Genomic DNA, 25495 nt, shown 5'->3' on the forward strand with positions numbered 1-25495 from the left:
TGCACAGCGTTTTGAAGTTTGGAGCTTTCATTAGCTAAAGAATTTGCAAAGTCTGAGCTTTGTTTAAGCATTTTGATGATTTCTTCGCCTAAGGCATTAGTGGTTACTTCTACACTACCGCTTGCATTTTCTATTTTGTGTCTAAAATCTAAGTTTTTATACTCTTCAAAAATATCGTGGATTTTATTCATATCTTTACCCACTCTAGTTTGTAAGACATCAAGGAGATTATTAAGAACGCTTTTAAGCTCTATGAGTTGAGGGTTTCTAGGATTAGCTGTGATTCTTGCAGTGAGGTTACCATTTTCTACTATGCCTACTGTTTCTACGCTTTCTTTGACGGCTTGTTTATCTTGGTCTAAGCCTTCTTTAGTTGCTAGGATATTTTCATTAATGGCTTTTGCCATTTGACCAAACTCATCACTTGTATTTACATTGATAGTAGAGATGTTTTGAGTTTTATGGTTGATGAAATCGAAGAAGGAGTTAAGACCGGATTGGATGGAGTTGAGTGGATATAAATTTCTAGCAATTAAAATTCTTACCAAAAGAAGTGCTACGATGATAGCCACTAAACCAGAAATAACTTGTTGAAACAAAATTTTATTACTCGCATTAGAATAACTACTTTCAGCCGTAATAGTGCAAATTCTAAAATAAGGATTAAGGGCTAAATCGCACATTACCGCCTGTGCTTTACCATCATTACCCTCGACATAAAATAAAGTATCGTCATTATCATCATCTAAAAGATGCGGATTTGCCTTAATTGCATTAGCAATATTTTCACTTAAAGTTGTTTTGCTTAAAATTTTCTCTTCTTCTTCGTGGAAAAGTATATCGCCATTAGGACTAATCACTTGAGAATACGACTCCGCAGTGTGTCCCATCATTAAAATTTGGTCAGAAATCGCTGCTAAATTCAAATCTCCACCCACTATACCGACAAATGTGCCATTATGAATAACTGGCACGGTATAAGTAATGACTGTTTTGCCATTTGTTGCATTTTTATAAGGTTCGGTGGCGATTAGCTTACCTTCTTGTTTAGTTTTTTCATACCAAGGTCTTGTTTTGAAATCAAGTTGCGTAAGGCTAAGTGAAGTGCGATTTGAAAGGTAAGTTTTAGCATTTTGCTCACTTGCAAAGAAAACTTCGCCAAATTCTGCCGTTTTAAGTGTCATTTCAAGTAACTCATAAATTTCGTCTTCGTCCAAATGTCCTATTTGAGAGGCTAGAACGGTCATAGCATTTCTTTTAAATCCTATTAAAAGTCTTTAAGGTATCGTCCATTAATTTAAATTGCGATTCCTTAAGGAGTCTAAAGCTATTTTCTTTAGAGCCAAAATAAGCTACAGCACTTGTGATGCTTAAAATAATTACAATCAAAATCCCAACATAAAGTGTTAGTTTTGAAGAGACACTCCCTAATTTCCCTTGTTTTACCATACCTATCCTTTTTGTATTGAAATTAAATTTAGGATAAATATTGTATTTAAATTTTATTTAAAAAACTTGAAAATCGTTTTTTTTGTTATTTACTTATATTTACTTTATATTAATTTTTTTTATGGATAAATTTTTTCGCCCTCTCCCATAGTCTAAAACCCAAATTTTTAGCTTTTTTAATATTTAAATTTTTATATTTTTCGCTTGTTCTTTTTTCTAATTTTAAAAAATTCGCATTTAAATCGTTCATCTTTCTTTGTGCAAATTCATTAAAGTCATTGATTTTAGGATTTTTCTTAAGTTCCACCAAAAAGAAGTTTATTTGCTCTCTATTTTCATTTGCAAAGCGTTTAAGTTTAGCAAAAATGCTATCAAATTCCTCTTCGATTAAACGCTCAATTAGCTCTTTTGAAGGGTTTTTTTGCTTTTTTGCCTCTGTTTTTAGCAAGGATACAAAATCGTCCTCAATGCCGATTAATTCTTTACTTTTAAGTCGAATTTCCTCCTCAAATTCGATGAAAGTAAGAGAATTTTTAAATTTTTCTATCCCCAAACTAATGCCATCACTCACACCTCTAACCGCTCCCAAAACCAAATCTTTGGCAAAAACTATGCTTTCATTTGCAAGCTCAAACACCACATTTAAAACAAGGCTTGAAATTTGCAAAATTCTTTCTTTTTCAAAATGCGACTCACAAATGGCATTATAGACCAAATTTTTAGCAATCTCCTCGCTCGTTAGCTCTATATCCTCACCCTTTTCAAGTGTCGTTAAAAAGGCACTTTCGGCTGTTTCTTTCAAAATGCCTAACATCTCAATGTCAAATAAAATTGCCCCATCAAGCCCCTTAGAAAACTCATTTTTGAAATTTGACTCTTGTAATATTTTTTCAAATTCTAAAAAGTGATGGCTGATTTGATTTTTCAAAGAAATTTTATAATTTTCTATTTGCCCCTCAAGTCTCTCCGCTTCCGCTATAAGAGCATAAAGCGAATTTTGTGCGTCCTTAGTGCTAGCCCTAACCATCGCTTTAATCACCTTTGTTACATTTTCTTCATCAAACAAACCAAGCTTTTTCAAAATGTCTAAAAAGCCTAGTAAAAGTTCATTTAGGGCATTTGCTTTTTGATTTTCTTGCTTATAGACTAAATTAAAACTTAAATCCTCCAAAATTTCCTTCACATTTTCAGGGCTTAAATTTGACAAAGAATTTTCAAAAATCATTAGGGTATTTTTCATCGTTTGCCTTTCTACAATACAAATTTAGATTTTTCTTTAAGTTTTGCAAAGATAGAAAGCCTATCTTCCTTACTATCCACATAAACGCTTAATAAATAGCTTTGATACTTGCCATTTTTACTTGAATTTGAAGCCTTATATTTAAATTCCCTCTGCTTTAAAATGCTTTCAAAAAGCTCTCCTGCCCTCTCTTCACGCTCAAGTATGACCTTAAAATCCCAGAAAGTAGGGTAATTAATAATAGGTTCTTGCTTAAAATCGCACAAATTGACCACTTTTGCCACCTTCCTTGCTTAAAAGCATAATTTCATCAAGGCACATCATTTTATCAATAGCCTTAACCATATCATAAATTGTTAAAAGTCCAACACTTACAGCCGTTAAAGCTTCCATTTCTACGCCTGTTTTGCCCTCGCATTTCACACTTACGATAAGCTTAAAGGCACACTCCTTTTCAAGCTCGATGATGTCGGTTTCGACCTTAGAAAGCATTAAGGGATGGCACATAGGGATCAAATCGCTCGTTTTCTTCGCTCCCATAATCGCCGCTATAATCGCTGTTTGAAGCACGGGACCCTTTTTAGCACTATTAGTTTTAACCGCCTCAAAAGCCTCTTTACTCATCGTGATTTTACCGCTAGCCTTTGCGATTCTTAGCGTGTCATTTTTCTCACTCACATCGACCATTTTGGGACGATTTTTCTCATCTAGGTGGGTTAAATTCATCATTTTCCTTTAAAAAATGCAAAATTATAGCAAATTTAATGAAATTTAAGCTATAATACACTTTTTTAAATTAAGGAGTAAAAATGTCTTGGAACGATGAGAAAGAAAATTTCGAAGAATTTGATGATGAGGAAGAAGTTAGGAATTCGCATAATTCTTATAATTATGATGAAGATGATTACGAATTTGATGATGAAGAAAATGACGATTTTTAGGAGGTGGACTAATGCAAACTTTAAAAAGAAAACACTTTAAAACTCTCGCTCTTTCCTCTTTGGGTGGAACTTTAGAATTTTATGATTTTATCATTTTTGTCTTTTTTGCTGCTTATATTTCTAAGAATTTTTTCCCTGAAAATTTAAGTGAGTTTTGGAAATTATTTAACACTTACGGCATTTTTGCGGCTGGATACTTAGCGCGTCCTTTGGGTGGGATAGTTATGGCACATTTTGGCGATAAATTTGGGCGTAAAAATATGTTTATGTTAAGCATTTTACTTATGGTGATCCCTACTTTTTCTTTAGCTTTTATACCAGGTTTTGAAACTCTAGGTTATACTTGCATCGTGCTTTTGGTGCTTGTGAGAGTCTTGCAAGGCATAGCCATAGGTGGGGAATTGCCCGGTGCTTGGATTTTCACATACGAACACGCCCCACATCATCAAAGACACACTTACTTGGGTGTTTTGACAGCTTCTGTTGTGGGTGGAATTTTACTTGGTAGCTTAGTGTTTTTGTTTATGAATAAAATTTTTAGCCAAGAAGAGCTTTATGAGTGGGCTTGGAGGGTGCCGTTTTTCTTAGGGGGAATTTTTGGGATTATTTCGGTTTATCTTAGAAAATTTTTAAGCGAAACGCCTGTCTTTGAAGAGATGAAAAGAGAGCAAAACTTAGAAAAATTCCCACTTAAAGAGGTTTTTAAAAGAGCGAAGCTTAGTGTAATTTGCTCTATGCTTATCACTTGGGTTTTAACGGGGTGTGTTGTCATTTTAATCCTGCTTTTACCAAGCTATATGAGTGCAATGCTTCAAATCAATAAAATCGAACAAAGCTATTTGCAAATGCTAGGTATCGTTTCGCTTTCCGCAGGTTGCGTTTTTAGCGGAATTTTGGGTGATAAAATCGGCGTTGCAAAGACTTGCATTTTATTTGCCTTAGGACTTATCGTTTTTAATTTCATCTATTTTAGCACTCTTTACGCACCAAATTCTAGCCTTAATAGCGTTGCAAAATGGTATCTTTTGGCTTGTTTTTTTGGAGGGATAGTTAATCTCTGCCCTATGATAATGAGTGAAATTTTTGACCCTAAAATCAAATTTTCCGGACTTTCTCTAGGCTATAATCTCGCCTACGCTTTAGCTGGAGGATTTACTCCGCAGCTTGCCTTTTTCTTGCATGCTTTTGCTTTGCAAAATTTGGATAATGCTTTGCGTTTTTCTCTTGGATTTTACATTTTATTTTTAGGTTTTGTGGCTTTTTTAACGGCTTTTATGTATCAAAAATTAGCTAAATTTTAATAATAGCCCACGCATAAACTTGGCGTAATTTTAATACGCCTTTCTAATGGCGTGGGGCTAAAAAAATGGCACTTTTCTATATAAATGTGTTGATGATAATCAAGCTTTAAAAAATCATAAAATTTCTTTAAGTTCACAAATTTAACCCCAAAAAGCTCTTTAAGCTCCAAAAGTTTATAAATGGCGGAATTATTTTTCTCAACTAAATGAGAGGGGGAAAGTGTCGTAAAGGAGCAAAAAGCACTTGCTAACACAAAGCCACTTAGATCCGTGCATTGCTTAAGGGCATTTTGATGCTTTTCTAAAATGCAGTTTTTATGCAAGAAAACAATTCTCGTGCCTTGATACCTGCCTATCTCGGCTTTTTTCCAAAATTTATAGGCATTTTTAGAAATATTTGCAAAATGAGAAAATTCGACATTTAAAACATAATGATCTAAAAATTCATTAGGAGGTAAAATAAGACTTTTCATCGCAAACTAGCCAAAATGGCTAGCCCTTATTGATATTGTTGCGTGCTTTTTCAGGAAGCTTTGCGATGAAATTATCCATATCAAAAGATACGCCACCATTTTTTGCTTCTTGCATTAGAGCTATGACTGCCTCGACATTAAAAGGCGAAGAGCCGTGATAAGGCGCGAAAAGATGATTGGTAATAGACAAAACATAGGCAGATTTTTTCACATTATCAGAAGCAGCGTGAGGAGAATTGATGTAGCAAACACTTTCAATTAAACTCTCATCAAAATTCCACCTATGAAGCAAAAAGCCTAAAAATGAGAGACTATCCACACCTAAAAATTCGTTTTCAATTAAAGAAATGTTAGAAAAATTAGCCACTTTAAGCCTTTCTAAAAATTCCTTATCTTTCTTATTTTGTATAAGAAAATGAGAAAATACAACCATACCAAGCCTTAAAAGCATCACGCAAGGCACAAGAGTGTAGGAGAGCTTTTTATCCTCATCATCAAGCCAATTTGTGATGAAATTGACCTCTTCATTGCAAGAATTTAAAAAATCTTCAGTGTTTAAACCATAAGGGCTAAGATCGATTTTAAAATTATCTTTAATAGAATTTGCTAAAACTACATTTTTAATATTTCCTATGCCAAGCAAGGTTATAACTTGTGTGATGGTCGTTATCTCACTTTTAAAACCATAAAAAGGGGAATTGACAAGTTGCAAAAGCTTTGCCATTAAAAGTGGGTCGCCAGAAATAATCTCCGCAACTTTTTCCGTCTCAATCTCAGCACCCGCTTCATCGATGTAAGCTCTAAGCTTATTAACAGTGTCTGGTAGGGGAGGTAAGCTTTCTACGCTTTGAAGCAAAAGCTCGTTCATATCCATTTCTTATCCTTATTAGGAAAATTCTAAAAAATGATTATAGCTTAATTTTGTTAATTAAAGTTGTAAGAATTTATCCAAGTTAGACTTGGATAAAAGATTATAGAGCTTTTTTAACGGCGTCTGCTATCTTAGCAAAAGCTGCTGTGTCATTCATAGCCAAATCGGCTAAAATTTTTCTATCAAGCTCAATGCCCGCTTTTTTAAGACCATTGATAAATTTAGAATAACTTAAATCATTTAGCCTACAAGCTGCATTGATACGCACAATCCAAAGACGGCGAAAATCTCTTTTTTTACGGCGTCTATCACGATAAGCATAAACTAAACTTCTTTCTAATTGCTCTTTAGCTTTTCTAAAATGCTTACGGCGTCCGCTATAAAAACCACGCGCCAATTTTAAAACTTTTTTATGTCTGCGGCGTCTTACCACGCCTGTTTTTACTCTTGCCATTTTTATTTCCTTTCATAAAGTGGCGTCCAAATTTGGAACTTGCCCTTAAATTTTAAGGGGAGCTTGAATGACCGAAGTCAAAAACTTAAATTCCTAGCATTTTCTCCACAGCTTTTACATTTGTGCTATGCACATATTTAGCTGTTCTTAAGTCGCGCATTCTCTTTGCAGGCTTTTTTGTCAAAATATGACTACGAAATGCCGAGCCTCTTTTGATTTTATTTTTGCCCACTTTGAAGCGTTTGACTGCGCTTTTAACGCTTTTCATCTTTGGCATACGCTTTCCTTTGGTTTAATTTTTTCATAATGAAAGGGCGAATTATACTAAAGCTTTGCTTTTTTTGGGCTTAAGCTTTGAAATTTAACTTGGCACATTTTTTGCTTAATTTCTACAAAGCAATAATTTGAAAAGAGTAACAATGATAATTAATTCAACAAACAATTACCAAAATTTCGCCCCTTCTCATCTCAATTTAGCAAATTTAGAACAAAAAGAAACGGAGGCTAAAACAGAGCAAAAGCAAGAACTAGAGCAAAACTTTCATACAAATTATAAACAAACTTATAGCAGCGAATTTGGCTTTAGAATCGATGAAAAAGGTTTTTTTGAAAAAGATTTAAATCAAATCGCTAATATCCCACAAAATTACGCTATACACATTAATAGCGTGCGTTTAATCGCCAAAGAAATCGTCAAAACGGAGCAAATTAATCATAATCAAATCGACCTTCCTAAACTTTTAAACGAGCATTATAACGCTTTAAAATCTTTAAATGAGGAATTTAAAAGCGAAGATGATATGAGCTTAAATCGCTCTCAAATTTCTTCTTTAAAGGCTGGATTTTCCACCATGAGTGGGGAATTTAATGATGCAATTATCCGTGTATATCCTCATCAAGAAGCCCTTATTAGAGCTCAAAAAGAAATAAGCTCTTTAAACACCCTCTTTTTGGATAATAAAATCACAAGTTTTCAATTTGACAAAGCTCTAAGCAACACCTCATCAAATAAAATTTTAAAGCCTTATCTTAATAAAAATGGCGAGGTTTCTAAAACGGGACTTTTAATGAATTTTACTTATCACAATATTAAAGAAACAAACGAAAAAGAAGCAAATTTTTTTATGAAACCTGCAAATTTAGACCTTAATTCCCATCAAAATTTATATAAAATTTTAAAAGGTGAACTAAAAACAGAAGATTTTATCAAGGATAATAACGGAGAAAAAATGAGCTTTGATCTTTATCTTTATGTCAATGGAGTAGATAAAAAAACGACTTCACAAGATAAACTTTCCGTATTTTTTCAACAATATATCAATTATCAAAAAGAGATGAATTTGAGAGAATTTGCAAATTCTAGTTCCATTTTTAAGCTTTATAGCGATGGGGTTAGAGAAGACTTTGAGTCTATGGCAAGAGACTTTAAAAGTCAAAATGAAAATTTAGAAAATATCAATTTGCAAAGAGCTAAAGAAGCAGAGAATTTTTTAGAACGCCGCCAGAAAATAGCAAATTTTAATAAAATCGTCAGTTCCTATTTAGATGTGATGAATTTTTAAGCAAAGAAAAGATATGATCCGCTCTTTTTAATTTTCTAAATTTCAAGGAAAAAATTGTATCGTCTAGAATCCTTAACTATGCATAATAAGCTTTTAGATGCCCAGCATAAAGAGCTTTACGAACTCGCTAAAAGAATCACGCATTTAAATTCTTCCTTTGTGTATTCTAAAGAACTTAAGCCTTTTTTGAGAGAATTGCTTTCATTTATGAATAGGCATTTTGTCGATGAAGAAGAATTTATGCTGCAAATCAATTATCCAAATTTAAGCGAACACAAAAAATTCACCGCAAAATCATCTTAGAAATTGAAGAAATCATCATCACGGAAGCTAAAATTTTAAACACTATGTCAAGAAAAATAGAAAATGTCGTAACGGATTTAATTTTCAAACACACAGCCAAAGAGGATTATAAAATCGCCCAATTTTATGAAGAAAATTTCCTCAACAAAGGCAAAATTTAAACAAGATTTTATAAATTTTTGCTATTATCCACTTTAAAAAGACTTAATATGTCCTAAATAAAGGAGTTATTTTAATGAAGGTTTATTTAGATAATAACGCAACAACAATGCTCGACCATAGTGCCTTAGAGCTGATGTTGCCTTATCTTAAAGAAAGTTATGGCAATCCAAATAGTTTGCACCAGTGGGGTAGCTTAACTCACCCAGCCTTAAGAGCAGCTATGGATAAGCTTTATGAAGGGCTTGGAGCGAGTGATTTAGATGATATTATTATCACTTCCTGTGCGACTGAAAGTATTAATTGGGTGCTAAAAAGTGCTTATTTTGACTATATTTTAGATAAAGAACGCGATGAGATTATCATCTCAAGCGTAGAGCACCCGGCCGTTTCTGCGGCGGCGAATTTTCTTAAAAATTTAGGCGTGAAGGTTCTTGAGCTTCCCGTTGATAGCGAGGGCATCTCAAGCGTAGAGCATTTAAGAGAAGTGATAAGCGATAAAACTGCCCTTGTGAGCGTAATGTGGGCAAATAACGAAACAGGTATGATTTTTCCCATCAAAGAAATGGCGGAACTTAGCCACGAATTTGGTGCATTATTTCACACAGACGCCACACAAGCAGTAGGGAAAATCAAAGTTGATTTAAGGCAAAGTGGGGTCGATTTTGCCTCTTTTTCAGCACATAAATTCCACGGACCAAAGGGCGTGGGCGGACTTTTCATCAAAAAAGGTTTAAAACTCACTCCGCTTTTACACGGGGGTGAGCATATGGGAGGACGGCGAAGTGGAACGCTAAATGTTCCTTATATCGTGGCTATGGCAGAAGCTTTACGCATAGCAAATTCTATGTTAAATTTCGAAGACTCTCACATACGCCGCTTAAGAGATAAGCTTGAAGACGCTGTTTTGAGCATAGAAGATACTAGTGTCGTAGGAGATAGAAAAAATCGCGTCCCAAATACCATTTTAGCAAGCATAAAAGGAGTTGAAGGCGAAGCGATGCTATGGGATTTAAACAAAAATGGCATAGCCGCTAGCACGGGGTCAGCCTGTGCGAGTGAAGATTTGGAAAGCAATCCTATAATGGAAGCCATAGGTGTTGAAAACGACCTTGCTCATACAGCTTTAAGACTTTCTTTATCGCGTTTTAACACAGAAGAAGAAATTGATTACGCAGCGACTCAAATCAAAGCCGCCGCTAAACGCCTAAGGGCAATTTCAAGCACTTATGCTTATAATCCAAACAATTATAAATAAGGAAAAACAATGGCTAAAAATAATCTAATCGGTGGTTCCATTTGGGACGAATATTCTCAAAAAGTGCAAGATAGAATGAATCATCCTAAATTTATGGGTGAATTTAATGAAGAAGATGCGAAAAATAGAGACGCAAAACTGATTGTGGCAGATTTTGGTGCAGAAAGTTGTGGCGATGCGGTGAGACTTTTTTGGCTTGTCGATGAAAAAACGGACACTATTATCGATGCGAGATTTAAAAGCTTTGGCTGTGGAACGGCAATCGCAAGTAGCGATACTATGGCGGAACTTTGCATAGGTAAAAAAGTCGATGAAGCTGTCAAAATCACAAATTTAGATGTCGAGTTTGCAATGCGTGATGAGCCAAATACCCCTGCCGTGCCACCACAAAAAATGCACTGCTCGGTTATGGCTTATGATGTGATTAAGCAAGCAGCAGCGACTTACAAAGGCGTGTCTCCTGAAGATTTTGAAGAGCAAATTATAGTTTGTGAATGTGCTAGAATCAGTCTTGGGACAATCAAAGAAGTCATTAGGCTTAATGACCTTCATAGTGTCGAAGAAATCACGCAATACACTAAGGCGGGAGCTTTTTGTAAATCCTGTATTAAACCCGGCGGACACGAGGCTAGAGAGTATTATCTAGTCGATATTTTGGCACAAACTAGAGCCGAAATGGATAAGGAGCGTTTGAAAAATTCTACAAAAGATAATGTTGCTTTTGATGAAATGACTATGGTGGGACAGCTTAAAGCTGTTGAAGCTGTATTGGATACGGAAATTCGTCCTATGCTTCAAGGTGATGGTGGCGATATGGAAGTCATTGATATTCAAAAAGCTGAGGGAGGGGCTATTGATATTTATATCCGTTATTTAGGGGCTTGTAGTGGCTGTTCTAGTGGGAGTGGAGCGACACTTTACGCGATAGAAAGCGTCTTGCAAGAAGAGCTTAGTCCAAATATACGCGTTATGCCTGTGTAAGCGGAGTTAAACTCCGCTTAGGCTAGGCTTGACTTAAGCATCCAAAGACTTTTTTCATACCTAGCGATGTTTTCCTGCGCAAAAGCTGCCGTTGTAGTATCGCTAGCCTTTTCAGCCGCGGCGTTTAGCTTTTTAAATTCACTTAAGAGATATTCATAATCTTTTTTTACAAGCTCTAAAATCTCAAGCGGGGTAAAGCAGTCTTTTTCCGCCTTTGGAGCCTTAGCATTTTCTAGCAAAACCTTAGGGCAAACGATAGCCTTTTCTCCAAGCTGTAAAGCTCTCTCCGCACAAGCGTCAAAAAGCTCGGCTAACTCTTCATAAGCTTTTTCTGTATATTCGTGGATAGAAAAAAACTCAAATCCCTTAACATTCCAGTGATAATTGTGGAATTTAATCCACAAGCTATGCGCATCGGCTTGCAATTGTAATAATTGTTTTGTTACTGACATTTTGTCTCCTTTTTAAGATTTGTAAAATTATAGCATTGAATTCTTAAATAATAATTATTATTAATTAAAAAAATTTTATTTCCTTAATAAATTTTTTAAAATAAGCTTCCCAACCTCAACTCCGGGCTGATCGTAAGTATTAATCCCAAGCATAAGCCCACACGCCGAAGTAAAAAGCTCATAATAATACATCAAATACCCACAGTGCCACGCATCAAGCCTCTCAAGCTCTATCACATCGACACTTAAATTCTCCGCACACAAGGCGTGCATAGTCGCATCGCACTGGGCGTTTAAAAGCTCGTGCAAATTCACGCCATTACTCAAAGAATCCAAAAATTTAAAATGAATATCAGGGATAAGTGGGGCTTTTTGACTATCCTTAATTTTTAAAAAAGTGATGGTTTTATTTTTCGGTCCGTCCATTATAAGCTGCAAAAAACTGTGCTGATCGCGCGCACCAATGAGGGCGATGGGCGTTAGCCCCACCCTTTTGTAGCCCCGCTTTTTTCCCAAGCTTTCAGCGATGAGCTGGACATACCATTCGTTAAAGCCCCTGAACGCATCGCCGTAAGAAAAAAGCACATTAATGTTTGCACTTTTATGCGTGCAGTAATGATAAGCCTTTTGCAAAATCACATCTTTTTTATGCGAGAAAAAGTCCTCAAAGCAAGCTTCCGCTCCCTTTAAAAGTGCTTTGGCATCATAGCCGCAAAAGCAAAGTGGCACAATGCCCACAGCAGATAAAATGCTAAAACGCCCACCGACATTTTGTGGGATAAAAAAGCATTTTATCCCCAAACTCTCGCCCTCTTTATGCAAATTTGAATTTTCATCAGTGATAAAAACAAAATACTTATGAAGTTCGTTTAAATTTAAATTAAAATGTGCGATGATGAGTTTAAAAAGGCTAATTACCTCCACCGTGCTACCTGTCTTACTTGTGATGATGAAAAGGCTCTCCTCAAGCTTGATTTGCTTTAAAATTTGACTGACAGAATGCGAAGAGGTATTATCAAGTATCAAAAGCTCTCTACCATTATCTTTTTCGTCAAAAAGTAAGTCTTTAAGGGCTTTTACTCCACAACTTGACCCGCCTATACCGACTAAAACGACCTTTTTAACATAAGCTTTTTGAGAGATAAATTTCAAGCTTTCTTCTATCAAAGTCTCGCCCATTTTATGCAGGTGATAATAGCCCACATCGCCACTTTCTTGCTCGTCATTAATGCGTCTAGCATAAGCGTCTATCTTCTCTAGGCTTGTTTTTTTAAAAAAGAGTGTATTTTCTAGCATAAATTTTTTTTGTAAAAATAATTGGTCGCCTCGACAAAGCCCTCCACATTCCCGCAGTCAAAGCGCCTGCCCTCAAATTTATAGGCCAAAACCATGCCGTTTGTCGCCTGGGTCAAAAGCGCGTCTGTGAGCTGGATTTCGCCGTTTTTACCCGCCTTTGTGTTTTCTAAAATTCCAAAAATATCCGGCGTTAAAATGTAGCGCCCTATAATGGCTAAATTACTCGGTGCTTCTTCAACGCTTGGTTTTTCTATCATAGAATGCACCATAATTAAATTATCCTCCACGGCATTTCCTGCTATGACGCCATAATGGCTCACCTGAGAGGGCTCAACCTCCATCACGGCTACGATGGTGCAGCGGTATTTTTCGTAAATTTTTACCATCTGCGCCATCACATTTTGTCCGTTTTCATTGACACATAAATCATCAGCCAAAATCACCCCAAAAGCCTCATCACTCGCCAAAGGTCTGCCCTTTAAAACCGCATCGCCTAAGCCTCTCATTTCATTTTGTCTTGTAAAAGTAAAGGTGCAACGGCTAATTAAAGAACGAATTTCGCTGAGTAAATATTCTTTCTTTGTGCCTGAAATTTGATGTTCAAGCTCATAAGATATGTCAAAATAATCCTCCAAAGCCCTCTTGCCCCGCCCCGTAACAAAGCCCATATTGTCCATACCTGCCTCTAAAGCCTCATCAACTCCATAATGAATCAAAGGCTTAGTTAAGATAGGAAGCATCTCCTTTGGTAAAGCCTTAGTTGCTGGTAAAAAGCGTGTGCCATAGCCCGCAGCGGGAAAAATGCAAGTTTGAAGCATAAAATATCCTTAAATTTTTGTAAGGATTATATTTAAATTTTATAAATGAAATTCAATTAAATTAAATAATATTCTTTAAATACAATTACAAAAAGGGTAGCAAATGGCATATACAATCATAGAAGTTGAGAGAATGATAAATATCCCTTCAAGAAAGATTAGATTCTGGCTTGATAAGGGGCTATTTCCCTTTGTGGAACGCGATGAAAATGGGGTGCGTTACTTTGCAAAAAGCGATATGGAGTGGGTGAAGTGGATAGAGTGGCTTAGGCAGTGTGGAATGAGCTTGAAAGAAATTAGAGAGTATGCGGAGGCTTTAAGTGGAGGCATTAAAACTGCATCAAAACGCAGGGCATTATTGCAAAAAAGCTATGCGAATTTACAAACACATATCGCTTCATTGCAAGAGATTTCACAAAAGCTAGAGACAAAAATTGGGCTATATGATGAGATGATAGAAAAGGGCGTAGATACCTTTAACCCACAAAGCAGGGATTATAAAGAGTGTAAAAAGCGGTGTTAAGCTACTGCTAAATCGCCCTTAGTCAAATAGGCTATATTTCCTTAGCCTTAAACTTAACTTTGAAATTCTAGCCGCTTTCAAGCCCTAGTCTAAATAAGTTCAAAAATCTTGCATTTACCCCTTGACAGACACTAGGTGTCAGGCTTTATAATGTCGCTTATATTTCACAAAAGGATTTAATATGCAAGCATTACTTATAAATGGCAGTAAAAAATTTGGCAACGATGGCACAAGACTTAATGCTACTTTACAAAGTGTGGCAAAAGAGGAGCTAGAATCTAAGGACTATAAGGTGCTAGAGACTATCATTGATAAAGGCTACACACCACAAGAGGAGATAGCAAAGATTAAAGAATCTAGCCTTATTATTTATCAAATGCCTGCGTGGTGGATGGGTGAGCCTTGGATTGTGAAAAAATATATTGATGAGGTGTATCTTGGTGGGGTGGGCATTTTGTTTGCAAATGATGGGCGAAGTCGTGCTGATGAAAGTTTAAAATATGGCAGTGGCGGACTAGCACGGGATAAAAGGGTAATGTTAAGTGTTACTTGGAATGCCCCAAAAGAAGCCTTTATAGAATCTAATGGCTTTTTTGAAGGCGTGGGGGTGGAAGGTGTGTATTTGCACTTACGCAAAATACACGAGTTTTGTGGTATGGAGTGGTTGCCCATTTTTATGTGTAATGATGTGGTGAAAAACCCGCAGGTAGAACGCTATATCACTAAATATAGAAAACATATAAGAACATATTGTTAAGGAAAATTATGATTATTCTAATCGGTGGAGAGTCATACGGGCAAAACACTTCTAGCACAAAGGTTGCTTGAAATATATCATTATCCTTATATGAGTTTAGATCATCTAAAAATGGGCTTTATAAAAGGGCTAGAGAATCCGCCTTTTAGTGTGAAACAAGATTCTAAAATCACCGCATTTTTATGGAATATCGTAGTTGGCATTATTGAGACTTGCAATGAGCAAAATCTCATACTAGAGGGCGTAAATTTAACGCCAAAAAATGTGAGAATCTTGCTAGATTCTAAGCCCTTTGCACCTATAAAAGTGCTTTTTTTTATCTTTTCAAAGCAATATATTTTAAAACATTATCACACAATAAAACTCAAAGAAAATACCATAGAAAAACGCAGGAATCTTATGTGGCTAGTAAAGAGCAGCTTATAAAAGAGCAATGCAAAAAGTATAATATTCCATTTATTGAGATACAAGAAGATTATGAGAGTGAAATGCAAGGGGTGGTTGTGGTGCAATATTTTATCTTATAATATCATAAACTTATTATGGAGCATTTATGGATAGCACAAAGTTTTTGATTATACTTAATGGTGAAGATAAAACAGAATCTATTGCAAGTATAAAAAAGCAAGATGATGTATGGCGCATCACATTTGCTAATAGGGCAAAAACCTATACTTATAAATACGATAAAGTTATCTTTCTTACAAATCCGCAAAGACACACAAAGCCAGAGAAGCTTGGTATTTATAATGCTGAATTTACTCTTATTTTTGAAAAATATTGCAAAATTTTTTGACAATGGGACAACAAAATTGCTAGAAACAGCAATACTATTACCAAATGTAAAAAGCAGTAATGCTAATGTGTTTTTGTATTGCAAAGAGTTGGCTACTATCGTGGGGGTAAAAAATGAAGATAATGAATCGCTTCTATCAAGGGCATACAATAAAATAGATATGTTAGTAAAAGAGAGTGTTTTGAGCAATTATTTACACCCAAGTCAGCCGCATAGGACTAGTGAGATAAATGCTCCCATACTTTCGCCATTTGGCTTAAATGCCTCACAATTCCAAGCAATTTGCAATGCTCTAGAATCTCAAATAAGTATCATAGAAGGACCACCCGGCACAGGTAAAACACAAAGCATATTAAACATCATTGCAAATAGTCTATTTCTTGGAAAAATGTAGCCGTGGTTTCTAACAATAATGCTGCCACGGATAATGTTTTTATGAAGTTAGAAAAATATGGCTTAACATACTTATGTGCAAAACTTGGCAAAAAAGATAATATCAAGCAGTTTTTACAGAATCAATCACATACCTACCCAGATTTTGCACAATCTATTACACAAGAAAGGAAAGATACCCTTATCCAAGCTATCAAAAAGCTCAATATACAAGCACAAGAAATCTTTACTTTGCAAAATGCAATCGCAAAACAAAAGACTATGCTTAGTGCATTAGAGCTAGAATTTCACCATTTTACAATGCAAGAAAACTTGACGATACGACCACATTTTTTAACACTTTTGCAAAAGGATTCTACTCTTTTGTTAAAGACAAAAATTGCTCTTGAAAACACCCCAAAAGGCTGGCGATATTTTTTACTTGTATGCAAACTTTTCTTAATACAACGCATTGGAAATTTTACTTTTTATAAACTTCCCCTGCAAGATATTATCCAGCATTTTGAATATGCCTATTATATGCAAAGCATCGCTACTGCTAGAGAAATACTCACGCACGATACAAAGCGATTAGAAATATTACGCGATACACAGACCCTAGAGCATTTACAAGAATCTTTGCGGATTAGATATGGCAGCCACACGCAAAGACCCATTTTTAGCGAAAAAGATCTTTTGACTAATGCGGAGCAGTTTTGCGATGAATATCCTATAATTTTTAGCACCACACACGCTATCAAAAATTGCTTTGGGCGAGATTTTCTCTTTGATTATTTAATCATTGATGAAGCCTCGCAGGTAGATTTGGTAACAGGTGTTTTAGCTCTAAGTGTGGCTAGAAATATTGTGATTGTAGGAGACACAAAGCAGCTGCCAAATGTGATAGACTCTACGATGTCTCAACAAATCCAAGAGCTTGCCACACGCTATAAAATACCTCCACATTATGACTATATGCAGCACTCTTTCCTAAGCTCTGTGTGTAGTGTTTTGCCAAATGCTCCTAGAGTTTTGCTTAAAGAGCATTATCGCTGCCACCCTAAAATCATCAATTTTTGCAATCAAAAGTTTTATGGCAGCGAGCTTGTCATTTTAAGCGAAGATAATGGGGAAGCAAATGTGCTAGAAGCGTATGTTAGCCCTGCTGGAAATCACGCAAGAGGGCATTATAATCAAAGAGAAATTGACATTATTGCCAATGAAATTCTGCCAAACACCACCATAGAGCCACAAGAAATAGGCATTATTACACCCTACAATGAGCAAAAAGCACGGCTGCAAAATGCTGTTGGCGAGATTGAAGCAGACACCGTGCATAAATACCAAGGCAGAGAAAAAGACCTTATCATCATCGCAACTACCGATAATCAAAGCAATGATTTTATCGATGATAGCAAAATGCTAAATGTCGCCATTACACGAGCTAAAAAGCAGCTCAAACTCATCGTATCCTATGAAGTGTGCCATAAGCAAAACACAAATATCAATGACTTTATCCGCTATATTACTTATCAAAGTGCCAAGCTTATAGAGCAAAATTTATTCAATCTTTGATTTACTCTATAAAGCAAATGCACAAGCAAGGGCATTGTATCTCAAGGGCAAAAGGCGTATCTCACAATTTGATTCAGAAAATATTGCCTTTGCTTTTATCAAAGATATACTTCAGCAAGATTCCTACCATAGCCTTGATGTTTTGCCATATATACCCCTTTAAAGTCATTAAAATAGATGAAACTCTCACGCAAGAAGAAAAGATCTACGCGCAAAACCCACTCACACATTTTGACTTCATCATCTATCACATTATGGATAAAGCCCCTCTGCTTGCTGTTGAGATTGATGGCTATGCGTTTCACCATACGCATAAGTAGCTAAATCGCGATAGGCTTAAAGATAGCATTTGCAAAAAGCATCATTTGCCACTTTTGCGCCTTAGCACCACACAAAGTGCAGAATCTAAACGCTTAAAAGATATGCTTTAGGTTTTGCTTTAAAAGATAAATGCGATATTGAATGTAAAAAGAGTTGTAAAAATTTAAAAATTTTAACGACAAGTTGGTAAGCTTCAATCTTGCTAAATTAAGCCATTAAATATTGCAAATTTTCACAAACTCCCTTGACGGACACTAGGTGTGAGGTTTTATAATGCTAACTCAAATTTAAAGGATTTTTATGCAACACATCATTTTAAATAATGGCATTACAATGAAAATTGCCTTATTATGACGAACTTATGTATTTATTTTTATCTGTGCGAAACAAAAACTAGCATTATTTATATTTGCTGTGCCACTTGGGATTTTAGTTAGCATTGTGAATAATTCCGTGCATTATGTGATAACACACTCCTATCCACAAGCCCCTGATTTTACTAATGGGCTTTTTGTCTCATCGGCAAATATAGGCTTAAGCACTGCAATGCTATTTAGGGTGCGATTGGAAAAGTTTAAGTAAGCAAGTGGGATAGATCTAGTTTATAATCAAATTTAGAAATCAATTTTTATAAAAATGTGAATTTTAGTAACATTTTTAAGCAAGTGTTACTTTTCTTAATATTTAATCACAAAATTCTACGATTATTTTAAATTTAAACACTTAAAAGCCCTAATGAAGCAATTTTTTTGCTATATTATTTCAAAAATCAAAAGGAGTTCGCTATGAATTTAAATTCTACGCAAAAAAATGCCTTATCAAATTTTAAAAAATTTGTTTCTTTTAGAAACAAAATATCCCTTTACTTGTCCTTAATTGTGCTGATTTGTTACTATATCTTCATTTTAGGCGTAGGACTTACGCCTGAAATTTTAGGCTATAAACTCGGTCCTAGTGCAATAACGCTTGGCATTATGGCAGGGGTTGGCTTAATTGTGCTGTGTATTATTTCCACAGGAATTTATACCTTCATCGCCAATTATTTTTTAGACAAAGAGCAAGAAGAAGTGCTTAAAAACTTAGAAAAAGAAGGCTTGATAGACGCCTTACAAAATGGAAAAATCAGCTATAAGGAGATCTTATGAAAGCTTTAGTTTTTTTAAGCTGTCTTTTAAATTTAACCTTTGGTGCTGGTTTTGAACTAGGAGAGGTTAGTCAAAAGTCTTTAAATATAACGGCTATAACTATGTTTTTACTTTTTGTTTTAGCGACCCTATTTATCACTTATTATTCTAATAAAAAATCCCAATCTAAAAGCGGATTTTACACAGCTGGGGGTAATATCACTGGTATGCAAAATGGTATGGCTATCGCGGGTGATTTTATGAGTGCGGCAAGCTTTCTTGGTATCACGGCTTTAGTTTTTACAAACGGCTTTGACGGACTGATTTACTCCATAGGCTTTTTAGTAGGTTGGCCTATTATTTTATTTTTAATCGCAGAAAAATTTAGAAATCTTGGCAAATTCACCTTTGCAGATATTACAGCCTATCGTTTAGAGGCTAAATCTATAAGAACTATTTCGGCAATTTCAGCCCTAAGCGTCATCGTTTTTTATCTCATTGCACAAATGGTAGGAGCAGGACAGCTTATACAATTACTTTTCGGCTTACCCTACACCTTTGCAGTTATTTTAGTGGGAATTTTAATGATATGTTATGTAGCTTTTGGCGGTATGTACGCGACAACTTGGGTGCAAATCATAAAAGCCATTTTGCTCTTATCGGGAGCGACTTTTATGGCGATTATGATTTTATATCTTACGAAATTTGATTTAAAATATTATTTTGATTTAGCCATTTCACATCACCCAAAAGGTGAAAGCATTATGAAGCCTGGCACTTTTCTACCCGATACCATTTCAGCCCTTTCTTTAGGCTTGGCGCTGATGTTTGGAACGGCAGGACTGCCTCATATTTTAATGAGATTTTTTACCGTTAAAGACGCTAAAGAAGCGAGAAAGTCTGTTTTTTACGCGACTGGCTTTATAGGCTATTTTTATATACTCACTTTCATCATAGGCTTTGGAGCCATAGCACTTTTACTAAGTAATCCTGAATTTATCAATGCTGATGGAAGCTTTAAGGGTGCTAGTAATATGATAGCTGTAACCTTAGCCGAGCTTTTAGGTGGGGATATTTTTTTAGGCTTTATTTCGGCAGTAGCTTTTGCGACTATTTTGGCTGTTGTTGCAGGACTTGCTATTTCAGGTGCGGGAGCGATTAGCCACGATTTATATGTCAATGTTCTTAAAAATGGCAAAGTCGAGCATAAAGACGAGATGAAAATCACAAAATTCGCAACCATAGGCATAGGAATTTTCGCCATTTTACTTGGCATAGTTTTTGAAAATCAAAATGTCGCCTTTACCGTAGGACTTGCCTTTGCTATCGCTGCGAGTGTGAATTTCCCTATACTTTTGCTTTGCATTTATTGGAAAAATCTCACCACAAAAGGAGCGTTTTGGGGTGGTTTAATAGGACTTATAGTCGTTCTTGCCCTTGTGATTTTAAGCCCTAGCATATGGGTAAAAAGCTTTGGCTTTAGTGAGGCAATCTTTCCTTACGACCACCCCGCTTTATTTTCAATGCCTTTAAGTTTCTTACTTATTTATCTCATCTCCAAATTTGACCGCTCCAAAAGGGCTAAAAAAGATAGAGAAGGCTTTGAAGCACAAGATTTTAGAGCGCAAAGTGGTGTAGGCATTAGCGAGGCAGTAGCTCATTAAAATTCATTAAGCGTAAAATGTCAATTTTACATACATTTTACGCACTCTTCTTAAGCTTTTTACAAACTTATTTTACAATTTAATACCACGAAATTTATAAAAAGGATTTTTATGCAAAGACGCGATTTTTTAAAGGCAAGCTCTCTTGCACTTTCTTATGTAGGCTTTTTTACAGCAGCACCAATTAACGCTTTTGGCACTTCTTTAAAAGGACAGAATTTGCTAGGATTTAAGGCAATTAGTGCGAGCACAAAAGATGAGGTTATTGTCCCAAGTGGCTATGAAGTTAAGCCTCTCATTAGCTTTGGCGATCCGCTTTTTAGCAATGCCACGCCTTTTGATGAAAGCAAAACAATCAACGCAACTTCCATTGCAAATATCGCAAAAACTTTCGGTGATAATACAGACGGAATGTCGCTTTTCCCACTTGATGATGAAAGAGCCATTTTGTGCGTTAATAATGAATATATTAATCCAGAGCTTTTATTTAACGATAATGGTAAAACTATGGATGAGCAAAAAGTAGCTTATGAGCAAAATGCTGTGGGTGTAAGCATTTTTGAGATTAAACAGGGTCAAAACGGCTTTGAAGTCGTGCTAGACTCTCCTTATAATCGCAGGATCACAGCCCACACTCCTATGCAAATTAGCGGCGGTGCAAAGGGTCATAAAAGTATGCGAACAAAGGCAGATAAAAAGGGTGAATTAGCACTTGGCACACTTAATAACTGTGCAAATGGACAAACTCCGTGGGGGACTTACTTAACCTGTGAAGAGAATTTTGATGACTTTTTTGGAAGTAGCGATGCAAACTACAAATTTACAGAAAGTGAAAAACGCTACGGACTAGGCGTAAAAAGCACTTATGGCTGGGAGCTTGATTCTAGATTTGACCTTGCTAAAAATCCAAATGAGCCAAATCGCTTCGGCTTTATTGTCGAAATCGACCCTTATGATGCAAATTCTACGCCGATTAAACGCACTGCACTTGGTCGCTTTAAGCACGAAAATGTTGAAATTGTCATTAGTAAAGAGGGTAATGTAGTCGCTTATATGGGCGATGATGAAATCAATGAATTTTTATACAAATTCGTTTCAAAAGGCAAATTTGATCCAAATAATCCTAAGAATAATAAAAATCTCTTAGATGAAGGAACACTTTATGTCGCAAAATTTGAGGGCGAGAATTTAAGCGGAAAAGGCGAGTGGATAGAATTAAGCTATGGCAAAAATAACCTTGTTGCTAAAAACGGCTTTCACTCTCAAGCCGATATTTTAATCAATACACGCCTTGCAGCAAGCATAGTAGGAGCGACTCCTATGGATAGACCTGAGTGGATTGCTGCTGATTTAAAAGGCGAATTTGTCTATGCAACACTAACAAATAATAAAAAAAGGGAAAGCACAGACGCTGCAAATCCACGCGTTAAAAACATTTACGGACAAATTATAAGGTGGAGTCCTAAGAAAAATAATCATTTAGATACCAAATTTGAGTGGGATATGTTCTTACTCGCTGGTAATCCTACCAAACATCCAAACAGCCTTCATAAAGGAACAAGCAATATCACTAAGGATAATATGTTTAACTCACCTGATGGCTTGAAATTTGATAAATTTGGTCGTCTTTGGATACAAACGGATGGTGATTATTCTAACAAGGGCGATTATGAGGGTATGGGAAATAATCAAATGCTTTGTGCTGATCCTGCCACAGGCGAAATTAGACGCTTTTTAACCGCTCCTATCGCTGCGGAAGTTACTGGACTTGCTTTTTCAAGCGATCATAAAACGATGTTTGTGGGCATCCAGCACCCGGGAGAAAAACTTGCTCCAAGCCACTATCCAAACGGCGGAAATTCTACACCTAGAAGCACCATTGTCCAAATTCGCAAAAAAGACGGCGGCATTATAGGTAGCTAAAAAGAAAGGCTTAAAAGCCTTTCACCACTTTAAACCCAGTCTAAATAGATATTTTTAATTTGCTTTTTTGCGATTTTTTCTTTTAATACGCCTATTTTTTCCTTAGGATTATCAAAAAATCTTTCGTGCGTTTCTACCATAATATATTCTATATTTTCATATAAATTTTTCTCAATCAAAGCGTTTAAAACATCAAATTCCGCTCCCTCAATGTCAAGCTTTACAAAGGCTATTTTGCCGTGTTTTTGAATAAGCTCTGCGATAAATTTACAAAAATCTATCATATCTACTTCATAAGCACTTTTTTGCTTTGCTTTAGGCATAGAAATGATGCTATTGCCGTCACTGACAAGATCGCCATTCATATTATAAAAAATCGTTTTTTCATTTTTATGTGAGATAGCTTGCTCTTTTAAAATCAATCTTTCATTATCTTTATAAAGATTTTTCAAAAAAGCCGCTAGGTAGATATTCGGCTCAAAAGCATAGCAAATTCCGCCACTTGCTAAAGCCACATCACTAAAAACACCAGCATGCGCTCCGCCGTCTATGAAAACGACCTCCTCGCCCCTACTTGAACGCAGATAAAAATCATAAAAAATATGACGATATTTAAGATGAATTTCAGCCCTTTTTAAGAGAAAGTTAAAATATGAACCCCCCCCCCCATTTGTGCATTTTGCAAAAGCTCACATTGATATTGTAAATATCTTTTCATTTTTGTATATTTACAAATTCTTAATTTACCAAGATAAATTTCTCTTAAGCCATTTGTGTGTTTAATTTTACGAAACATTTTTACTCCTTTAGTTTTTATTTTTCACTTGTTCTAAAAGTTTGAATTTAAGCTCTTTAAGACCCGTTTTATCAAGGCTTGAGACCTTTAAGATAAACATAGGCTTTTCATCTTGCAAAAAGCTTTCTAAATCTTTAATATTTTCTTTAAGCTCCTTAGCAAAACCCAAATTCTCGCTATCAATCTTAGAAATCATCACACCAAAAGAACGCTTACTAAGCTCTTTAGAAAAGCTAAGAAGCTCCTTTTTTAAAATGATAAATTGCTCTTTTAAGCTCATTTGTCTCATCGTATCCAAAACAAAAAGCAAAAAATTCGTCCGCTCAATGTGCTTTAAAAATAAAAGTCCCAAGCCTTTCCCCCCACTAGCACCCTCAATAATACCCGGGATATCCGCCATTACAAAAGAGTGATATTCATCAACCTCCACAAGCCCGAGTTTAGGGGTCAGCGTGGTGAATTCATAATTGGCAATTTCGGGCTTTGCATTAGAAACGACACTTATAAGGGTGGATTTACCAGCATTTGGAAAACCCACTAAGCCCACATCGGCGATGAGTTTTAGCTCAAGCCTTACCTCGCAAATTTCGCCTTTAACACCGGGCTGTGCGTAATCGGGGCGTTGATTAGTTGAGTTTTTAAAATGCGTGTTTCCAAGCCCTCCCTTACCGCCTTTTAAAAAAATTTCTCTTTGTCCTTCTTTGATTAAATCTAACAAAATTTTGCCCGTTTTTGCGTCAATGATTTGTGTTCCTTGTGGGACGATAAGCTCTAAATTTGTGCCTTTTTTGCCATTTTTATTACGCCCAGATCCTGCGGCTCCATTTTGTGCGCGAAGTTCTTTTTTGCCTTTAAAATTCATTAAAGTATGGGTATTATTATCACAAATGATAATTACATCGCCGCCATTTCCGCCGTCTCCGCCATCAGGTCCGCCCAAAGGCACATGCTTTTCACGGCGAAAGCTTACCGCTCCTTTGCCGCCGTCTCCTGAAGCAAGGGTTAATTTTACGCTATCTATAAACATTGAGGCACGACCATATCGCTACGGCATTCTATGAGAGTATGCACATTTCCGCGTGGGTTAAAGTCCCCAACGACCTTTATCCATTTAGGTTTTAGCTTATTTTTTAAAGTGCTATAAATTTCATTAATGCTTGCTTCGTGGCTAATATTACGATTCATAAAAGAATTGATATAAATTTTTATCGCTTTTAGCTCAACGACAAGCTTATCAGGCATATACTCCACATAAATAGTCGCAAAATCAGGATACCCACTCCTAGGACAAAGACAGCAAAACTCAGGCAGAGTAATCTTAATCACATAATCATTTTGTGCCGTGTTTTCCCAAAGCTCCAAATCTTTATCGACATCAAATTCTTTAATTTCTTTTTCACCATAACGCATAATAATCCTTTGTAAATCAAAAATTATACAACAAAGAATTAAATGGTAGCCAAAAGCGTGAGCCAGTAGTTAAACTCACCACCACCAAGCATATCTAAACATAAGGGCGTAAGATCTTATAATATTAGCTGAAGAGAAAATTCCACTATATCCTAAAGAAATATCAGAATCCTTAGTCAAGTCATAAGAAATTCCCCCTTGCACTACTCCATAAAGTCTAGCAATGTAAAGTTCAGCATTTAAGACATTGCTATCAAGATGTAAGGTTCCTTTTGCATCTTTATAGACATTAATAATCGTTCCTAGTGCCACAGCTGTTTTAAAACGATTAATCCAAGGAGTTTCATATTTTACCGTTGCAACTGCATCGATGAAATTAAAATTTTGTGCTAAATAATGCTCCCTTGTGCCTCCTAAGTGATTAAGAGTAAAAGGCTTAGAGTGCATACCTAGATAATTAAAGCCTATTTGAGGAGAGATTTTTGCATCATTTTTAAGATAATGACTTAGTCCCACTCTAGCATTAGCCCCGTATCCAAATACCTTTGCAGTAGAACTAACAGAGCCTATATAACCACGGTAAGCCTTAGTTACATCTCTTTTTATATAGTCAATCTTAGTGGTAAGATTCATAAAATAAGTTGTTAAATCATCTTCATAAAAGCTATTTTTATAA

Annotated in this window: 32 protein-coding genes and 3 pseudogenes; 16 read left to right on the forward strand and 19 right to left on the reverse strand. The window is 35.8% G+C overall.

The features are described from left to right. From NYG92_RS09200 to moaC, 6 genes and pseudogenes are all read right to left on the reverse strand, one after another. Nucleotides 1-521: pseudogene (locus NYG92_RS09200) on the reverse strand (methyl-accepting chemotaxis protein); the annotation flags it as partial. A gap of 300 nt (nucleotides 522-821) precedes the next feature. Then, nucleotides 822-1247: pseudogene (locus NYG92_RS09205) on the reverse strand (cache domain-containing protein); the annotation flags it as partial. 10 nt (nucleotides 1248-1257) lie between these two features. Then, complete coding sequence (locus NYG92_RS08330) at nucleotides 1258-1449, reverse strand: hypothetical protein (RefSeq protein ID WP_027304747.1); 192 nt, start codon at nucleotides 1447-1449, stop codon at nucleotides 1258-1260. A gap of 109 nt (nucleotides 1450-1558) precedes the next feature. Then, complete coding sequence (locus NYG92_RS08335) at nucleotides 1559-2689, reverse strand: hypothetical protein (protein ID WP_270967782.1); 1131 nt, start codon at nucleotides 2687-2689, stop codon at nucleotides 1559-1561. A gap of 11 nt (nucleotides 2690-2700) precedes the next feature. Beyond that, the gene (locus NYG92_RS08340) at nucleotides 2701-2964 is read right to left on the reverse strand and encodes an HP0495 family protein (RefSeq protein WP_027304745.1); all 264 of its coding nucleotides are present in this window, start codon (nucleotides 2962-2964) and stop codon (nucleotides 2701-2703) included. After that, complete coding sequence (moaC, locus tag NYG92_RS08345) at nucleotides 2942-3415, reverse strand: cyclic pyranopterin monophosphate synthase MoaC (protein ID WP_027304744.1); 474 nt, start codon at nucleotides 3413-3415, stop codon at nucleotides 2942-2944. The genes NYG92_RS08340 and moaC overlap by 23 nt, the downstream gene beginning before the upstream one ends. An 83-nt stretch (nucleotides 3416-3498) precedes the next feature. Between moaC and NYG92_RS08350 the strand changes: the two genes are divergently transcribed. Continuing rightward, complete coding sequence (locus NYG92_RS08350) at nucleotides 3499-3630, forward strand: highly acidic protein (RefSeq protein WP_289234109.1); 132 nt, start codon at nucleotides 3499-3501, stop codon at nucleotides 3628-3630. An 11-nt stretch (nucleotides 3631-3641) separates the two neighbouring features. Beyond that, nucleotides 3642-4931, forward strand: coding sequence for an MFS transporter (locus tag NYG92_RS08355; RefSeq protein WP_289234110.1), 1290 nt, complete (start codon nucleotides 3642-3644; stop codon nucleotides 4929-4931). On the opposite strand, the gene cheQ is transcribed toward NYG92_RS08355, so the two are convergent. From cheQ to rpmI, 4 genes are all read right to left on the reverse strand, one after another. Beyond that, nucleotides 4928-5404: a cheVAW transcriptional regulator CheQ gene (gene cheQ / locus NYG92_RS08360; RefSeq protein ID WP_004276006.1), complete on the reverse strand. Its 477-nt coding sequence runs from the start codon at nucleotides 5402-5404 to the stop codon at nucleotides 4928-4930. The genes NYG92_RS08355 and cheQ overlap by 4 nt on opposite strands. Nucleotides 5405-5423: 19 nt before the next feature. Continuing rightward, a complete protein-coding gene (cheP, locus tag NYG92_RS08365) occupies nucleotides 5424-6278 on the reverse strand; it encodes a cheVAW transcriptional regulator CheP (protein ID WP_270977904.1) in 855 nt (284 codons plus the stop codon). A gap of 97 nt (nucleotides 6279-6375) precedes the next feature. Next, nucleotides 6376-6729: a 50S ribosomal protein L20 gene (gene rplT, locus NYG92_RS08370; RefSeq protein ID WP_257421758.1), complete on the reverse strand. Its 354-nt coding sequence runs from the start codon at nucleotides 6727-6729 to the stop codon at nucleotides 6376-6378. Nucleotides 6730-6814: 85 nt separating this feature from the next. Beyond that, nucleotides 6815-7006, reverse strand: a complete 192-nt coding sequence (gene rpmI, locus NYG92_RS08375; protein WP_002777995.1) for a 50S ribosomal protein L35 — start codon at nucleotides 7004-7006, stop codon at nucleotides 6815-6817. Between the two features lie 142 nt (nucleotides 7007-7148). On the opposite strand from rpmI, the gene NYG92_RS08380 reads away from it, so the two are divergent. The 4 genes and pseudogenes from NYG92_RS08380 (at nucleotide 7149) to NYG92_RS08395 (ending at nucleotide 10992) form a co-directional block, all read left to right on the forward strand. Then, complete coding sequence (locus tag NYG92_RS08380) at nucleotides 7149-8291, forward strand: Cj0814-related protein (RefSeq protein ID WP_289234111.1); 1143 nt, start codon at nucleotides 7149-7151, stop codon at nucleotides 8289-8291. A gap of 78 nt (nucleotides 8292-8369) precedes the next feature. Next, nucleotides 8370-8755: pseudogene (locus NYG92_RS09180) on the forward strand (hemerythrin domain-containing protein). A 74-nt stretch (nucleotides 8756-8829) separates the two neighbouring features. Next, a complete protein-coding gene (locus NYG92_RS08390) occupies nucleotides 8830-10011 on the forward strand; it encodes a NifS family cysteine desulfurase (RefSeq protein ID WP_289234112.1) in 1182 nt (393 codons plus the stop codon). A gap of 9 nt (nucleotides 10012-10020) precedes the next feature. Continuing rightward, entirely contained in the window at nucleotides 10021-10992 is a 972-nt protein-coding gene (locus NYG92_RS08395) for an iron-sulfur cluster assembly scaffold protein (RefSeq protein ID WP_115632319.1), read from the forward strand. 17 nt (nucleotides 10993-11009) lie between these two features. On the opposite strand, the gene NYG92_RS08400 is transcribed toward NYG92_RS08395, so the two are convergent. The 3 genes from NYG92_RS08400 to galU form a co-directional block, all read right to left on the reverse strand. Next, nucleotides 11010-11444, reverse strand: a complete 435-nt coding sequence (locus NYG92_RS08400) for a Dps family protein (RefSeq protein WP_289234113.1) — start codon at nucleotides 11442-11444, stop codon at nucleotides 11010-11012. 75 nt (nucleotides 11445-11519) lie between these two features. Beyond that, nucleotides 11520-12740 (reverse strand): glucose-6-phosphate isomerase, encoded by a 1221-nt coding sequence (locus tag NYG92_RS08405; RefSeq protein ID WP_289234114.1) that lies wholly within the window; start codon nucleotides 12738-12740, stop codon nucleotides 11520-11522. Continuing rightward, nucleotides 12734-13558, reverse strand: coding sequence for a UTP--glucose-1-phosphate uridylyltransferase GalU (gene galU, locus NYG92_RS08410; protein ID WP_289234115.1), 825 nt, complete (start codon nucleotides 13556-13558; stop codon nucleotides 12734-12736). Before galU ends, NYG92_RS08405 begins: the two co-directional genes overlap by 7 nt. Nucleotides 13559-13661: 103 nt before the next feature. On the opposite strand from galU, the gene NYG92_RS08415 reads away from it, so the two are divergent. From NYG92_RS08415 to NYG92_RS08445, 7 genes are all read left to right on the forward strand, one after another. Continuing rightward, nucleotides 13662-14081: a MerR family transcriptional regulator gene (locus NYG92_RS08415; protein WP_289234116.1), complete on the forward strand. Its 420-nt coding sequence runs from the start codon at nucleotides 13662-13664 to the stop codon at nucleotides 14079-14081. A gap of 181 nt (nucleotides 14082-14262) precedes the next feature. Next, nucleotides 14263-14838: an NAD(P)H-dependent oxidoreductase gene (locus tag NYG92_RS08420; protein WP_289234117.1), complete on the forward strand. Its 576-nt coding sequence runs from the start codon at nucleotides 14263-14265 to the stop codon at nucleotides 14836-14838. A 63-nt stretch (nucleotides 14839-14901) separates the two neighbouring features. Beyond that, nucleotides 14902-15264 carry a hypothetical protein gene (locus tag NYG92_RS08425; protein ID WP_289234118.1) on the forward strand — a complete coding sequence of 121 codons (363 nt, stop codon included), beginning with the start codon at nucleotides 14902-14904 and terminating at the stop codon, nucleotides 15262-15264. Further along, nucleotides 15240-15365 carry a hypothetical protein gene (locus NYG92_RS08430; RefSeq protein WP_289234119.1) on the forward strand — a complete coding sequence of 42 codons (126 nt, stop codon included), beginning with the start codon at nucleotides 15240-15242 and terminating at the stop codon, nucleotides 15363-15365. The genes NYG92_RS08425 and NYG92_RS08430 overlap by 25 nt, the downstream gene beginning before the upstream one ends. Before the next feature lie 26 nt (nucleotides 15366-15391). After that, the gene (locus NYG92_RS08435; protein ID WP_289234120.1) at nucleotides 15392-15634 is read left to right on the forward strand and encodes a hypothetical protein; all 243 of its coding nucleotides are present in this window, start codon (nucleotides 15392-15394) and stop codon (nucleotides 15632-15634) included. Further along, nucleotides 15588-16028, forward strand: a complete 441-nt coding sequence (locus tag NYG92_RS08440; RefSeq protein WP_289234121.1) for an AAA domain-containing protein — start codon at nucleotides 15588-15590, stop codon at nucleotides 16026-16028. The genes NYG92_RS08435 and NYG92_RS08440 overlap by 47 nt, the downstream gene beginning before the upstream one ends. Before the next feature lie 41 nt (nucleotides 16029-16069). Continuing rightward, entirely contained in the window at nucleotides 16070-17581 is a 1512-nt protein-coding gene (locus tag NYG92_RS08445; protein ID WP_289234122.1) for a DEAD/DEAH box helicase, read from the forward strand. A gap of 98 nt (nucleotides 17582-17679) precedes the next feature. Here NYG92_RS08445 and NYG92_RS08450 read toward each other — a convergent pair whose 3' ends face one another. Then, nucleotides 17680-17895, reverse strand: coding sequence for a hypothetical protein (locus tag NYG92_RS08450; RefSeq protein ID WP_289234123.1), 216 nt, complete (start codon nucleotides 17893-17895; stop codon nucleotides 17680-17682). 792 nt (nucleotides 17896-18687) lie between these two features. Between NYG92_RS08450 and NYG92_RS08455 the strand changes: the two genes are divergently transcribed. From NYG92_RS08455 to NYG92_RS08465, 3 genes are all read left to right on the forward strand, one after another. Next, entirely contained in the window at nucleotides 18688-19047 is a 360-nt protein-coding gene (locus tag NYG92_RS08455) for a DUF485 domain-containing protein (protein WP_004278096.1), read from the forward strand. Next, nucleotides 19044-20690 (forward strand): cation acetate symporter, encoded by a 1647-nt coding sequence (locus tag NYG92_RS08460; protein ID WP_289234124.1) that lies wholly within the window; start codon nucleotides 19044-19046, stop codon nucleotides 20688-20690. The genes NYG92_RS08455 and NYG92_RS08460 overlap by 4 nt, the downstream gene beginning before the upstream one ends. A gap of 111 nt (nucleotides 20691-20801) precedes the next feature. Then, nucleotides 20802-22613 (forward strand): PhoX family protein, encoded by a 1812-nt coding sequence (locus tag NYG92_RS08465; RefSeq protein WP_270977920.1) that lies wholly within the window; start codon nucleotides 20802-20804, stop codon nucleotides 22611-22613. A 29-nt stretch (nucleotides 22614-22642) separates the two neighbouring features. Here the strand turns inward: NYG92_RS08465 and NYG92_RS08470 are convergent, their stop codons facing one another. The 5 genes from NYG92_RS08470 to NYG92_RS08490 all read right to left on the reverse strand — a co-directional run. Beyond that, nucleotides 22643-23236, reverse strand: coding sequence for an FkbM family methyltransferase (locus NYG92_RS08470; RefSeq protein ID WP_349252769.1), 594 nt, complete (start codon nucleotides 23234-23236; stop codon nucleotides 22643-22645). A gap of 11 nt (nucleotides 23237-23247) precedes the next feature. Then, nucleotides 23248-23409: a hypothetical protein gene (locus NYG92_RS08475; RefSeq protein ID WP_289234125.1), complete on the reverse strand. Its 162-nt coding sequence runs from the start codon at nucleotides 23407-23409 to the stop codon at nucleotides 23248-23250. A gap of 10 nt (nucleotides 23410-23419) precedes the next feature. Further along, nucleotides 23420-24436 (reverse strand): GTPase ObgE, encoded by a 1017-nt coding sequence (gene obgE / locus NYG92_RS08480; protein WP_289234126.1) that lies wholly within the window; start codon nucleotides 24434-24436, stop codon nucleotides 23420-23422. Then, nucleotides 24427-24819: a preQ(1) synthase gene (gene queF, locus NYG92_RS08485; RefSeq protein ID WP_270962328.1), complete on the reverse strand. Its 393-nt coding sequence runs from the start codon at nucleotides 24817-24819 to the stop codon at nucleotides 24427-24429. The genes obgE and queF overlap by 10 nt, the downstream gene beginning before the upstream one ends. Before the next feature lie 75 nt (nucleotides 24820-24894). Further along, nucleotides 24895-25495, reverse strand: a 601-nt coding sequence (locus tag NYG92_RS08490) for an autotransporter outer membrane beta-barrel domain-containing protein (RefSeq protein WP_289234127.1), incomplete at its 5' end; no start/stop codon positions are given.

Origin of the sequence: Campylobacter felis (assembly GCF_030250085.1) — a bacterium.
Taxonomy (GTDB): Bacteria; Campylobacterota; Campylobacteria; order Campylobacterales; family Campylobacteraceae; genus Campylobacter_D; species Campylobacter_D upsaliensis.